The 13,862-nt window shown below is 47.9% G+C and carries 15 protein-coding genes and 2 tRNA genes; all 17 read left to right on the top strand.

Translation table 11 applies throughout. The features are described 5' to 3' along the window. Nucleotides 1–14 precede the first annotated feature (14 nt). On the top strand, nt 15–2,036 hold the full coding sequence (locus tag DWZ44_RS04435; protein WP_117802626.1) for an aminopeptidase: 2,022 nt from the start codon (nt 15–17) through the stop codon (nt 2,034–2,036). 122 nt (nt 2,037–2,158) lie between these two features. Continuing rightward, complete coding sequence (gene purE / locus DWZ44_RS04430; protein WP_022462013.1) at nt 2,159–2,665, top strand: 5-(carboxyamino)imidazole ribonucleotide mutase; 507 nt, start codon at nt 2,159–2,161, stop codon at nt 2,663–2,665. Between the two features lie 25 nt (nt 2,666–2,690). After that, nucleotides 2,691–3,716: a phosphoribosylformylglycinamidine cyclo-ligase gene (gene purM / locus DWZ44_RS04425; RefSeq protein WP_055221253.1), complete on the top strand. Its 1,026-nt coding sequence runs from the start codon at nt 2,691–2,693 to the stop codon at nt 3,714–3,716. Continuing rightward, nucleotides 3,710–4,336: a phosphoribosylglycinamide formyltransferase gene (purN, locus tag DWZ44_RS04420; RefSeq protein WP_022462015.1), complete on the top strand. Its 627-nt coding sequence runs from the start codon at nt 3,710–3,712 to the stop codon at nt 4,334–4,336. Before purM ends, purN begins: the two co-directional genes overlap by 7 nt. Nucleotides 4,337–4,341: 5 nt before the next feature. Then, entirely contained in the window at nt 4,342–5,613 is a 1,272-nt protein-coding gene (purD, locus tag DWZ44_RS04415; protein WP_117509727.1) for a phosphoribosylamine--glycine ligase, read from the top strand. Between the two features lie 179 nt (nt 5,614–5,792). Next, entirely contained in the window at nt 5,793–5,960 is a 168-nt protein-coding gene (locus tag DWZ44_RS18140) for a hypothetical protein (protein ID WP_158554991.1), read from the top strand. 84 nt (nt 5,961–6,044) lie between these two features. Continuing rightward, nucleotides 6,045–6,117: transfer RNA gene (locus DWZ44_RS04405), tRNA-Val, on the top strand. Nucleotides 6,118–6,150: 33 nt separating this feature from the next. Further along, a tRNA-Met gene (locus tag DWZ44_RS04400) sits at nt 6,151–6,224 on the top strand. A 189-nt stretch (nt 6,225–6,413) separates the two neighbouring features. Further along, on the top strand, nt 6,414–7,547 hold the full coding sequence (gene rffA, locus DWZ44_RS04395) for a dTDP-4-amino-4,6-dideoxygalactose transaminase (RefSeq protein WP_117804314.1): 1,134 nt from the start codon (nt 6,414–6,416) through the stop codon (nt 7,545–7,547). 6 nt (nt 7,548–7,553) lie between these two features. Beyond that, a complete protein-coding gene (locus tag DWZ44_RS04390; RefSeq protein ID WP_117804313.1) occupies nt 7,554–8,162 on the top strand; it encodes a YdcF family protein in 609 nt (202 codons plus the stop codon). 280 nt (nt 8,163–8,442) lie between these two features. Beyond that, the gene (locus tag DWZ44_RS04385) at nt 8,443–8,673 is read left to right on the top strand and encodes a hypothetical protein (RefSeq protein WP_055221244.1); all 231 of its coding nucleotides are present in this window, start codon (nt 8,443–8,445) and stop codon (nt 8,671–8,673) included. An 84-nt stretch (nt 8,674–8,757) separates the two neighbouring features. Then, entirely contained in the window at nt 8,758–10,155 is a 1,398-nt protein-coding gene (rlmD, locus tag DWZ44_RS04380; RefSeq protein ID WP_117804312.1) for a 23S rRNA (uracil(1939)-C(5))-methyltransferase RlmD, read from the top strand. A 279-nt stretch (nt 10,156–10,434) separates the two neighbouring features. After that, nucleotides 10,435–10,908 carry a DUF6075 family protein gene (locus DWZ44_RS04375; protein WP_117804311.1) on the top strand — a complete coding sequence of 158 codons (474 nt, stop codon included), beginning with the start codon at nt 10,435–10,437 and terminating at the stop codon, nt 10,906–10,908. Beyond that, entirely contained in the window at nt 10,895–11,062 is a 168-nt protein-coding gene (locus DWZ44_RS18380) for a hypothetical protein (protein WP_181988432.1), read from the top strand. Before DWZ44_RS04375 ends, DWZ44_RS18380 begins: the two co-directional genes overlap by 14 nt. Before the next feature lie 18 nt (nt 11,063–11,080). Then, the gene (locus DWZ44_RS04370) at nt 11,081–11,863 is read left to right on the top strand and encodes a ParA family protein (RefSeq protein WP_117804310.1); all 783 of its coding nucleotides are present in this window, start codon (nt 11,081–11,083) and stop codon (nt 11,861–11,863) included. Further along, entirely contained in the window at nt 11,856–12,758 is a 903-nt protein-coding gene (locus DWZ44_RS04365; protein WP_117804309.1) for a ParB/RepB/Spo0J family partition protein, read from the top strand. The genes DWZ44_RS04370 and DWZ44_RS04365 overlap by 8 nt, the downstream gene beginning before the upstream one ends. Continuing rightward, nucleotides 12,739–13,860, top strand: a complete 1,122-nt coding sequence (locus DWZ44_RS04360; protein WP_117804308.1) for a DUF6017 domain-containing protein — start codon at nt 12,739–12,741, stop codon at nt 13,858–13,860. The genes DWZ44_RS04365 and DWZ44_RS04360 overlap by 20 nt, the downstream gene beginning before the upstream one ends. Nucleotides 13,861–13,862 lie beyond the last annotated feature (2 nt).

Genomic DNA, 13,862 nt, shown 5'->3' with positions numbered 1-13,862 from the left:
GAAAGGGATTTTTTATGACGGATGAATTATTAAACGAGCGGTATGCGCTTGCAATTGAGCGGATCCGCCAGATTCCGGCGGAAAAAAGCGTTCCGCAGCCGTACCGCGATTTTTTTGCACAGATGGCACAGTACCTCTGCAAAATGGACCAGATCCGGAGCAGAATCGCAGAAGGATATCTAAAAACAGCATCCGAGGAAGAGCTGGCTGTTTTTAACCGCGAGCCGTATGAAGATGTGATCGGGGAGCGGTATGAGACCTCCTACGGAAACCCGGCGTTTGCCGTGCGGGCACTTGGTGAAACGCATGGAAGGAGCCTCTGCTGCCTGTACCGGGAGCTGGGAAATGCTGTTGTCTGGGTCTATGAGGACCGCCTGCTGGAGCTGACTGCGGCGATGGAGCTGTATCTCGAGTTGTATGCGATGTTCGAGGAGGAGACGCTGCCGTCCGCTCAGTATGTAAAAGAGAGCATTTACTGGTATGTGAGCGATTATGCCGAGGAGCGCCAGGAATACCAGGTGCGCGAAATCGTTGACCCGTCGCTGCACTTTGTGAAGGATATTGTGATGGAATCTGATCTGACGGATCTGCGGTATCTGTACCAGTACGGCGAATATATCACCGAAAATGAGAAGGGTACAGCCCGCTTTTTAAATACGTACAGCCAGGAAGAAATCGACGCGATGGCACGCACCTACACAGAAGGCTTCCGCAAGTGCTTTCTCGTGGCGCGAAAAGATCTGTCGAAAAAGAAGACAGTCAGCATCCGCTTCCACATCGGTTTTGAGCGCATGATCCGTGCGGCAATATTACAGTTCCGCGAGATGGGACTCGAGCCGGTGATTTCCCGCGGCGCGCGGAGAACGTGGGTTGCCGGTGCGTCTGCGAATAAGCAGTATGACTACGATCACCGGAACGATGAGGCGCTGTATCTCAACGAGGATCTCGTGAAGAGACGGCTCCGCGCGATGCAGGTGAAATACGACGAGTACAAAGAACTGGCGGATGGCTATGCCGGCCCTGCCGTGGTGGAAACCTTCGGCGAAGTTCCGTTTGAGCCAGTAAATAAAAAACAGGCACTGCACTTAAATGAGCGCCAGCAAAAGCTCCGTGTCGGTTTCCAGAACGAGGCGGGCCAGATTGTAAACCGCTATATCAAGGATGATGAGTACGGCTACACGATCATCGCCTACCCGATGCCGGAGATCGATCCGCGCTACGAAAAAATTTTCCGTGAGATCGTAAAGATCAACACGCTCGATTACGAAAAATACCAGCGCATCCAGCAGTACCTGATCGATGCGCTCGACGAGGGTGTTTCCGTGCATGTGCTTGGAAAAGGAGAGAACAGAACGGATCTGCGCGTGATGCTGCATCATCTGAACGATCCTGCGAAAGAGACGAATTTCGAGAACTGTGTTGCCGACTGCAATATTCCGGTCGGAGAGGTCTTTACTTCCCCGAGTCTTACCGGCACGACAGGCGTGCTCCATGTGACGGGAGTCTACCTGAACGAGCTGTATTACCGCGATCTCTGCCTGACGCTGACTGACGGCATGATCACCGCGTATGACTGCGCAAACTTCGAAAAAGAAGAGGACAATCGTACTTATATAGAAGAAAACCTGCTGTATCACCACAGGACGCTGCCGATCGGTGAGTTTGCCATCGGAACGAACACGACGGCGTACGTGATGGCAGAGCAGTACGGCATCGCCGGAAAACTGCCGATCCTGATCGCAGAGAAGATGGGCCCGCATTTTGCGATGGGCGACACCTGCTACGCCTGGGCGGAGGACAGCCCGATGTACAACCCGGACGGAAAAGAAGTAATCGCGCGCGAGAACGAGGTTTCGGCAAAACGGAAAGAAGATCCGTCGAAAGCATACTTCGGATGCCACACGGACATCACGATTCCGTACCGCGAACTGCAGTCGGTTGCGGTCGAAAAAGCAGACGGAACGACGATCCCTCTCATTGAGGACGGACGCTTCGTCCTGCCGGGAACGGAAGAATTAAATGAACCTTTTGGCTGATTATGGGTTGACATTTCTGCGCCTGCTTAGTATATTATAAGCAGAACTGAATGATTAAAACATAAATATAAGCATAACTAATGAATAACGCTTAGAACAGTTAATCAGAAAAGGAGAACAACATGGCTAAAGTAGGAATTGTGATGGGCAGCGACTCTGATATGCCGGTAATGAGCAAAGCAGCCGACATGCTGGAAAAATTTGGAATTGAGTACGAGATGAAAATCATCTCTGCACACCGCGAGCCGGATGTATTTTTCGAATATGCAAAAACCGCAGAGGAGAAAGGCTTCAAGGTTATCATTGCAGGCGCAGGTATGGCAGCTCATCTGCCGGGTATGTGCGCAGCTATTTTCCCAATGCCGGTCATCGGAATTCCGATGCATACCACATCGCTTGGAGGTCGTGATTCCCTGTACTCCATCGTACAGATGCCGAGCGGCATTCCGGTAGCAACCGTTGCCATCAATGGCGGTGCCAATGCCGGAATCCTGGCAGCAAAGATTCTTGCAACTTCCGATCCGGAACTGCTTGCAAAACTGAAAGCATATACACAGGAAATGAAAGAGCAGGTTGAGGCAAAAGACGCAAAACTGCAGGAAACAGGATACCGTAACTACAGTAAATAAAAACAAAGGACAAGGGAGGTTCACCATGGATTACAAGAACGCAGGAGTAGATATTGAAGCTGGATACAAATCAGTAGAATTAATGAAAGAGCATGTAAAGAAAACCATGCGCCCGGAGGTATTAGGCGGCCTTGGCGGTTTTTCAGGCGCTTTTTCCCTGGCAAAAATCAAAGAAATGGAAGAGCCGGTGCTGCTTTCCGGTACAGACGGATGCGGAACCAAGGTGAAGCTCGCCATGATTCTTGATAAACACGACACCATCGGCATTGATGCCGTTGCCATGTGTGTGAACGATATCGCATGTGCCGGCGGAGAACCGCTGTTCTTCCTCGACTACATCGCATGCGGAAAGAACTATCCGGAGAAGATAGCTTCGATCGTAAAAGGCGTTGCAGAAGGCTGTCTGCAGTCCGATGCGGCACTGATCGGCGGTGAGACCGCAGAGCATCCGGGCCTGATGCCGGAGGATGAGTACGATCTGGCAGGTTTTGCTGTCGGCGTATGTGACAAGAAAGACATGATTACCGGTGAAAATCTGGCAGCCGGAGACGTACTGATCGGCATGGCTTCCACCGGCGTTCACAGCAACGGATTTTCTCTTGTCCGCAAAGTTTTCGATATGACAAAAGATTCTTTAAATACATACTATGATGAGCTCGGCGCAACCCTCGGCGAGACCCTGCTTGCACCGACCCGTATCTACGTAAAAGCACTCCGCGCCATCAAAGATGCCGGTGTAACCGTAAAAGCATGCAGCCACATCACCGGAGGCGGCTTCTACGAGAATATTCCGCGTATGCTCAAAGACAACACCGTAGCCGTTGTACAGAAAGACAGCTACACCGTACCGCCGATCTTTGATCTGATGGCAAAGAAAGGCAATATCGACGAGCAGATGATGTACAACACCTTCAACATGGGTATCGGTATGGTACTGGCTGTTGATCCGGAAGATGTAGACGCAGCGATGAAAGCCATCCGTTCCACAGGAGATACGCCATATGTGATCGGCCACATTGAAAACGGAGAAAAAGGAGTACAGTTATGCTAAGATTAGCAGTTCTCGTCTCCGGCGGCGGCACGAACCTGCAGGCGATTCTGGATGCGATTGACGAGGGAACCATCACAAACGCGGAGGTTTCCGTTGTCATCAGCAACAATGCAGGAGCGTATGCGCTGGAGCGTGCGAAAAAGAAGGAGATTGATGCGGTATGCCTTTCCCCGAAGACCTTTGCATCGAGAGAAGCATTCAACGAGGCACTGCTGGCGAAACTGCAGTCGTACAACGTCGATCTCGTTGTGCTCGCAGGATGCCTGGTTGTGATCCCGCAGAGCATTGTGGATGCTTATCCGAATAAGATCATCAACATTCATCCGTCCCTCATTCCGTCGTTCTGCGGAACGGGCTATTACGGACTGAAAGTGCACGAGGGCGTATTATCCCGCGGCGTCAAAGTGACGGGAGCGACGGTTCATTTTGTGGACGGCGGAACAGACACCGGCCCGATTATTCTGCAGAAGGCAGTCGAAGTGCACGAGGGCGATACACCGAAGGCACTGCAGCAGCGCGTCATGGAAGAGGCCGAGTGGGTCATCATGCCGCGTGCGATTGATCTGATTGCAAATGGAAAGGTAACGGTAGAAGACGGACACGTAAAGATAAAGGAGTAAGAGCGATGAAAGTACTGATTGTAGGAAGCGGCGGAAGAGAGCATGCGATTGCCTGGAAGGTGGCACAGAGCCCGAAGGTAGACAAGATTTACTGCGCTCCTGGAAACGCAGGAATTGCGGAGTACGCAGAGTGTGTCGATATTGCAGCGATGGAGTTTGACAAGCTCGTTGCTTTTGCGAAAGAAAAAGAGATTGACCTGACCGTCATCGGCATGGATGATCCGCTGGTCGGCGGTGTTGTCGATGCGTTTGAGGCAGAGGGACTGCGCGTATTCGGACCAAGAAAGAATGCGGCAATACTGGAAGGATCGAAAGCGTTCTCCAAAGACCTGATGAAAAAATACCATATCCCGACGGCGGCATACGAGACATTCTCCGATCCGGAGGCGGCAGAGAAGTATCTGGAAACCGCAAAATTCCCGATCGTACTGAAAGCCGACGGTCTGGCGCTTGGAAAAGGCGTTCTGATCTGCAACACCTTAGAGGAAGCAAAAGAGGGCGTCAAGACGATCATGCTCGACAAGAAATTCGGCAGTGCCGGAAACGAGATGGTCATCGAGGAGTTTATGACGGGGCGTGAGGTTTCCGTTCTCTCCTTTGTGGATGGAAAGACGATCAAGACGATGAGTTCCGCACAGGATCACAAGAGAGCAGGAGACGGCGACACCGGCCTGAACACCGGCGGTATGGGCAACTTCTCCCCGAGTCCGTTTTATACCGAAGAAGTGGATAAGTTCTGTAAGAAATATATCTATCAGCCGACCGTAGATGCGATGGCAGCCGAGGGAAGACCGTTTAAGGGAGTTATCTTCTTCGGACTGATGCTGACACCGGACGGACCGAAGGTGCTCGAGTACAATGCCCGCTTCGGCGATCCGGAGGCACAGGTTGTGCTTCCTCGTATGAAGACAGACATCATTGATGTATTTGAAGCCTGCATCGACGGAACTCTCGACCAGATCGACCTGCAGTTTGCAGATAATGCGTGTGTCTGCATCGTACTGGCTTCGAACGGTTATCCGGTTTCCTACGAAAAAGGATTCCCGATCCGCGGACTCGAGACGTTCAAAGAGCATGAGGGCTACTACTGCTTCCACGCCGGAACGAAGTTCAAGGACGGCGAGATCGTGACGAACGGAGGCCGTGTACTCGGCGTGACAGCACTTGGCGATACCCTGAAAGAGGCACGTGCGAATGCATATAAGGCTGTTGAATGGGTTGACTTTGACAATAAATATTACCGCCATGATATTGGAAAAGCGATTGACGAAGCGTAACGTGAATGTGAATTTTAATTTTGAGTAAAATGGAGCCGCCAGAATCCCGGTGAAAGGGAAATCTGGCGGCTTTGTCTTTTTATTCAGAAAAGGGAATAAAGCGCCGCCGTTCCGGATACAATAGTAAGGAGATCCTTTGCTTTTTAGCAGAATCAGAACAGGAAAGGCGGTCGGAAAAGATGGGAATCGTTTGTCTGGCGGGGATTTTTGCCGTATTTCTTCTGCTTGCATGGACGCTCTGCCGGGCGGCAGGATGGGAGAAAGAACGGGAAGATCTGGAACAGGAGCAGTACCTGAAAGAGTGGCGGGAGAAAAAGTTGAAAAAATCGAAAAAATTTGAAAATTAGTGTTGACATTTGGCGGGTGGAATGCTATACTAACGAAGTCGGTTGGTGATACAGATAAAAAGCCAACAGATAAAACACTGATGTGGGGTCTTAGCTCAGCTGGGAGAGCATCTGCCTTACAAGCAGAGGGTCATAGGTTCGAGCCCTATAGGCCCCATATTTTATGAAAAACGGTGTTGAAAATGAATATGGCGAGATAGCTCAGTTGGCTAGAGCACGCGGTTCATACCCGCGGTGTCGAGGGTTCGAATCCCCCTCTCGCTACTTATGGAACCCTTGAGAAATCAAGGGTTCTTTTGGCTTTATGGACAGTATGATGATATGGCTGTCATGTCAAAATCGTGTCTTGAAATCCACAGGGATTTGTGAGAAAATAAGACTACCTAAGAGCTTGTTTTGGGCTCTGAAAGTAAATAAAACAGTAATGGATAGAAGAAAGATAAGGAAAAAACAATGATAGAGTTTAATAAACCACCTTTTATTGGAACAGAACTGGAATACATCCGCCAGGCGGCAGAGGAAAACAACAAGCTGTGCGGCGACGGTCCTTTTACGAAGAAATGTTCTGCCTGGATGCAGGACAATTTCAACGTAAAACATGCGATGCTTACGACATCCTGCACCCATGCACTGGAAATGGCAGCTTACCTGTCTGAGATTCAGCCGGGCGACGAAGTGATCATGCCGTCCTACACGTTTGTTTCCACTGCAGATGCCTTCGTTCTGCGCGGAGCAAAAATCGTCTACGTGGATATCCGTCCGGATACGATGAACATCGACGAGACCAAGATTGAGGATGCTATCACCGAAAAAACAAAAGCGATTGTTCCGGTTCACTATGCGGGCGTTGCCTGTGAAATGGATACCATCATGGATATTGCAAAACGCCATAACCTGAAGGTTGTAGAGGATGCGGCACAGGGCGTGAGCGCGTACTACAAGGGAAAAGCCCTTGGAACGATCGGCGATTTTGGCTGCTACAGCTTCCATGAGACGAAAAACTATACGATGGGAGAGGGCGGCGCGCTGCTGTTCCAGGATGAGAATTATCTGGAAAAAGCAGAGATCCTTCGTGAAAAGGGAACGAACCGCAGCAAGTTTTTCCGCGGACAGATCGACAAATATACCTGGATCGACTACGGTTCCTCCTATCTGCCGAGTGATATGAATGCGGCTTACCTGCTTGCAGAACTCGAGGAACATGAGAAAATCGACAGAAAGCGGATGGCCATCTACAACTATTACCATGAGCAGCTCCGTCCGCTGGCTGAGGCTGGAAAGATCGAGCAGCCGGTTGTGCCGGAAGGCTGTGTACATAATGCACATATGTACTTCATCAAGGCAAGAAATCTGGAAGTGCGTACAAAACTGATCAACTATATGAAAGAGCGCGGTGTGATGTGTGTCTTCCATTACGTTCCGCTCCATACCTCCCCGGCCGGACAGAAGTTCGGTGTTTTCCACGGAGAGGACAAATACACAACAAAAGAGAGCGAGCGCCTGATGCGTCTGCCGATGTTCTACAGCCTGTCTGAACAGGATATGGCATATGTCGTAGAGTGCCTCATGGGCTTTAAAGAGTGGTAACATTTCATGTATGAGAAGTTTTTAAACTACTTTACGGACTATATTTTCGTGAAGGATGAGCCGCAGAAAGCCGATGTGATTTTTGTGCCGGGAAACGGATATCCGCAGATGGCGGCGCACGCGGCAGAACTCTGGAAAGAAGGATTTGCGCCGTATGTGCTTCCGTCGGGAAGATACAGTACTGTGCTCGGGCATTTCGCCGGTGTACAGGATCTTGCGGAGCAGTACGGCGGGAACTATGAAACCGAGTGGGAGTTTCTGCGGACGGTACTGCAGAAAAACGGCGTGCCGGAGAAAGCGATTCTGCGCGAAGACCAGGCGACGTATACGTATGAAAATGCACTGCGGTCACGGGAAGTGACAGATGCGGCGGGCATCAAGGTAAAAAAAGCGATCCTCTGCTGCCGGAATCTCCATGCGAGACGGTGTATTCTGTATTACCAGCTTGTCTACCCGGAGACAGAGTTTTTTGTCTGTCCTTCGGATATTGAGTTCACCAGAGAAAACTGGCATACAAAGGGTGAATGGATCGACCAGGTGTTAGGAGAAATGGAGCGCTGCGGCGGTCAGTTCCACAAGATTCTGCGGGAACTGCCGGCGGATTCTGAATTTTAACACCAGTAGACAAGAAGTCCCCCGCTTCTAAAGCGGTGGGATGAATTGTTAAAAGAAACATAACGGCAGTGGTAGGCGGAGAGAAATCGGTATCCTCCACTGACATGAGGAAAGTCACAGTCGAACTATTCTCGACATGTCAGACTCCGTGAAAATACCGATTGTGAGTTGAAACGAAAAGATTTATAAAAAAGAGCGGAAATTGTGGTAAAATTGCGGCTCGTATGGTATACTATCGTTAAGTTAAGTTTCTAATCTAAAGCAAAGGTTGGTGGACAGTATGAATAAGATTGATGAAGTATTAGAGCTTTTAAAACAGAGAGAACGTGAGAACGAAAAACCGAAAAACGTGATTTTATGGGTTCTTGCCATTGTCGGAGCGGTAGCGGCAGTTGCAGGAATCGCATACGCAGTATACCGGTTTGTAACTCCGGATTATCTGGAAGACTTCGAAGATGATTTCGATGACGATTTCGACGATTACTTCGAGGATGAAGACGAAGATAAGTAGGATGGAAAAAAGAAACTCCGGTGCCGGAACGTGGTACCGGAGTTTTTCTGTCCGGAAATCAGTTTGACATAGAAGGAGAAGAGAATGAAAAAAGGAGAAATTTACGAGGGAGTCGTGGAAAGAATCGATTTCCCGAATAAAGGACGTGTACATGTGGAGGGCGAGACGGTTACCGTGAAAAATGCAATTCCGGGACAGAAGATCCGCTTTCAGATCAACAAAAAAAGAAAGAACCGCATGGAGGGCCGCCTGCTCGAAGTAACAGAAAAATCCCCGATGGAAAAGCGCGATCCGGTCTGCAGTATTTTCCCGTCCTGCGGCGGATGCATGTACCAGACGATGAGTTATGAGGATCAGCTTGCAATGAAGGCCGGTCAGGTGAAAAAACTGCTCGACGATGCCCTCGTGGAGGCCGGCCAGGTCAATGAGGCGGGGGAGGCCGATTATCCGTTCCTTGGAATCAAGGGAAGTCCGAAGGAGTTTGCATACCGGAATAAAATGGAGTTTTCCTTCGGCGATGAATACAAGGACGGCCCGTTGTCTCTCGGACTTCATAAAAAGGGAAGCACCTACGATGTCCTGACCGCGTGCGACTGCAAAATCGTGCATGAGGATTTCACAAAGATTCTGACCTGCGTGCTGGCGTACTTTAAAGAGCGGAACGCAAGTTACTACCACAAGATAAGCCACGAGGGTTACCTGCGCCACCTGCTGGTGCGAAGAGCCGAGAATACCGGAGAAATCCTGGTAAATCTCGTCACCACAAGCCAGGAAGAGTGGGATCTGATGCCGCTCGTGCAGGAAGTGCTTGGTCTGCCGCTGGAAGGAAAGGTTGTCGGATTCCTCCATATCATAAATGATTCCCTGGCAGATATTGTAAAGAGCGATGAGACAAAAGTGCTCTACGGACAGGACTACTTCTATGAAGAACTCCTCGGACTGAAATTCAAGATCACCCCGTTCTCCTTCTTCCAGACCAATTCCCTTGGCGCGGAAGTTCTCTACAGCACCGCCCGCGAGTTCGTCGGCGAGACGAAAGACCGCACGATCTTCGACCTCTACAGCGGAACCGGAACCATCGCCCAGATCCTTGCACCGGTCGCAAAAGAAGTGATCGGCGTGGAAATCGTGGAAGAAGCTGTTACAGCTGCAAAAGAGAACGCAGAGGCAAACGGCCTTACCAACTGCAGTTTCCTCGCCGGAGACGTGCTGAAGGTGATCGATGAAATCGAAGAAAAACCGGACTTCATCGTTCTTGATCCACCGCGCGAAGGAATCCATCCGAAGGCTCTGCCGAAGATAGTTGATTTATATAGGTGTGAAAAAATGCTTTACATCTCCTGCAAGCCGACTTCTCTTGCGCGGGATCTGGTAGAGTTTGCAAAATATGGATACCGTGTAGAAAAGGTCTGCTGTGTTGATATGTTTCCGGGAACGGTGCATGTGGAGACTGTGGTGGGACTACATCGCAAAGATATGTAGAAATCCTTGAATTTACGCACTTTGTGGAGTTTTTCAGTTTCAATGAAATTGGTGAAAATCATAAGGAAAAGGTACTTGTAAATAAAGTAACGGTGATTGTAGCCTTAGACCTCGGTACGGGGAACACAAAAAATCCTGAGATATGAAAGTGAATATTTGGCTATCAGATAAATGATAGATTATAGGGATACCTGTTAAATACGGGTGTCCTTATTTTTTATATTTGAACATTTGTGAATGAATGTTCTTTTAAAAATTAAAAATCAGGAGGAATGAAACATGAGAAGCACAGCGGTAAGAGCAAATCAGAAAACAACTTGCACAATTACTTTCAAGAACAAGGAACATGAAAAATTTTATCAAAAGTACCTGTCAAAATGCCGGTATCAGGATGTGTACCATAAAGCATTGGTCTATTGCCTTGGAATTGACCGTGACACCAGAGATCATGTGAAGCAGATTTATGATTTTCAGACAGGATGTGTGAAACCAGAGTGTCTGCAGGAAGGCTGGCAGACCAGCGGCAGTGTAAAAATTATCCGGATGGCATTTAATCTTTACTGCAACGGAACACCCAGTATTTATAATTTTGAAGATTCTGATCTGGAAGGACAATTACAGGAGTGCAGTCTTTATACGGTAGAGGAATTATTCTGCTGTGGTTACGCTCGGTATTTTTGGGAAGCGGTCAAAATACGCTATCCGGAGTATTGCTTTTATGTGGATTGGGAGGATAGTTATGTTGAAAATTAGGATGCAGGGAACCTTAAAGGATATTCGCTGGTTCAAGGGACTCATGGAACGGCACGGGGAGATTAAAGTGAAGGATGTGTCGAAGCCGTTTAAAAACAAGGGAACAGATCAATATGTCCGTGTTTATGCGGAAATAGAAAAAGAAGAGAAATAAAAGACGGAGGAAAGTAATATGTGCAGAGTTATCGCAATCGCAAACCAGAAAGGCGGAGTGGGAAAAACCACCACATGTGTAAATTTAGGGATTGGACTGGCAAGAGCAGGAAAGAGAGTGCTATTAATCGAAGCAGATGCACAGGGAAGCATGGCTGCAAGCCTGGGAGTACAGGAGCCGGATGAACTGGAGGTCACACTTGCAAATATCATGGAAAAAGTAATCAATGACGAAGAGCTGGAACCACAGGAGGGAATGATCCGGCATGAAGAAGGGATTGATTTTATCCCTGCAAATATTGAATTGGCAGGGGTGGAAACTGCCCTGGTGAATGTAATGAGTCGGGAAATGGTATTACGCCAGTATCTTGCCGCCCAGAAAAAGGATTACGATTATATCCTGATCGACTGTATGCCATCCCTTGGTATGATAACGATTAATGCCCTTGTAGCGGCAGACAGTGTTCTGATACCCGTTGAAGCAACATATCTTCCGGTCAAAGGGCTTCAGCAGCTTATTAAAACCATAGGAAGAGTACGCAGGAAACTGAATCCAGAGCTTTCCATTATGGGAATCTTATTTACAAAGGTAGACCGCCGTACAAATTTTGCAAGGGATATTGCCCGGAAGATATGGGAGGTTTATGGAAACCAGATACATATTTTTACGAACTGCATCCCCATGTCTATCAGAGCCGCAGAAACACCTGCAGAGGGAAAGAGCATTTACCGTCATGATCCGAAAGGAATCGTAGCAGAGGGATACCGTTATCTGACGGAGGAGGTACTGGACAATGAATAAAAGTGCAGAGAAAGTAAAGCTGACTTCTTTTGATGATCTGTTTGGCACAGCTTCTTTAGATTCAGGGGAAAGGGTGACAACCGTTCCCCTCTCCCAGTTACATACTTTTAAAGACCATCCGTTTCGTGTTGCGGATGATGAAAAAATGCAGGAGACGGTAGAAAGTATTAAACAATATGGGGTGTTGATGCCGGGAATTGTCCGTCCATATCCGGCAGGAGGATATGAAGTAATAGCCGGACATCGTAGATGGAGGGCCTGTGAGCTGGCAGGTCTTTCTGAAATGCCAGTGATCATCCGGGAAATGGATGATGATACAGCCACAGTAATCATGGTGGATACGAACATCCAGAGGGAAGATATACTGCCCAGTGAAAAAGCCTATGCTTATAAAATGAAGTATGAAGCATTGAAACACCAGGGAAGCAAAGGAAAAAATACGGCAGTCCTTGTGGGGGAAACTGCTGGTGACAGCGGAAGAACCGTACAGAGGTATATCCGTCTGGCGGAACTTGTAAAAGAACTTCTGGATGCAGTAGATAGCGGGAAAATACCCATGATGGCAGGGGAGAAGCTGTCTTATCTGACAAAGGAAGCACAAGGTTGGGTAGCAGGTGCGGTTGCGGATTGCGGTGTATACCCGTCAAAGGCACAGGCAGAGCAGATAAAGACCATGCAGGAGAGCGGAGAGCTGACAGAAGGAAGAGTGTTTGCAGTCCTTATCAGAAAAGAAAAGGGCAGCCAGGGCGTTACAATCCCGGCAAAGAAGGTTCGTGATTATTTTCCACCTTCATACACAAAAACAGAGATGGAAGAAGTGATCTACAGGCTGTTGGAGCAGTGGAAAAAAGAAATGGGAGAGGAGGAACCGGTAAATGGAAAAGATACAGTTTGAGTATTTTCGGGGCATGGAAGCGGAACAGTATAGTTTTTACCGTGTTCCCAAAGTCCTGTTTACGGCAGAGTGCTTTAAAGAACTGTCCTGTGAAGCAAAGGTATTATACGGTCTGATGCTGGATCGTATGAGCCTCAGTATTAAAAACAGATGGTTTGATGAAAAGGACAGGGTATATATTATTTTTACCATAGAGGAGATCATGGAACTACTGGGATGCGGAAGACAGAAAGCAGTCAAGAACCTTGCAGAGCTTGATTCTGAAAAAGGGATTGGTCTGATTGAGAAAAAAAGGCTGGGACTTGGCAGAGCGAATGTAATTTATGTGAAGAATTTCATGCTGAAAGAAACGGTAGAAACAGAAGAAAAAAGCCAGGAAAGCCTTGAAAATACACAGAAGTATGAAAATCAAACTTCAAGAAGTTCCAGAATCAAACTTCAAGAAGTTCCAAAATCAAACTTCAAGAAGTGTGAAAACCAAACTTCAAGAAGTATGAAAATCAAACTTCAAGAAGTTCCAGAATCAAACTTCAAGAAGTGTGAAAATCAAACTTCAGGAAGTATGAAAATCGAACTTCCAGAAGTTCCAAAATCATACTCTAATAATACTGATAATAATAACACTGAATATAGTGATACTGATTTTAGCAAGACGGATATTAGTGATACTGAGGATTATCTATCTTATCCATCTTATGCTGCAGGTAAAACGAAAGAGGAGACGATGGATGAGATAGAGAGGATGAATGCTTACCGCACATTGATCCGTGAAAATATTTCTTACGAAGCTTTTGAACACAGGGGATATGGAACAAAGGAAGAGGTTGATGAACTGGTAGAACTGATGGTAGAAGCCATGATGCTCCCGAAAGGGCAAATGGTACGGATCGCCGGAGCAGACAGGCCGGCTGAGATTGTAAAGAGCCGCTTTATGCAGCTTCGGTATCCGCATATCGAATATGTTACGGAATGCCTGAAAAACAACACAACAAAGGTCGGAAATATTAAAGCATATTTGTTGACCACACTTTATAATTCCGTAATGACAATGGATCACTATTATCACGCAGAGGTCAACCATGACCTGTATGGAGGTGGATGAAA

The sequence above is a fragment of the Blautia sp. AF32-4BH genome (genome assembly GCF_003460565.1).
Classification (GTDB): Bacteria; Bacillota; Clostridia; order Lachnospirales; family Lachnospiraceae; genus Fusicatenibacter; species Fusicatenibacter saccharivorans.
This window is presented reverse-complemented; position numbering and strand designations above follow the sequence as displayed.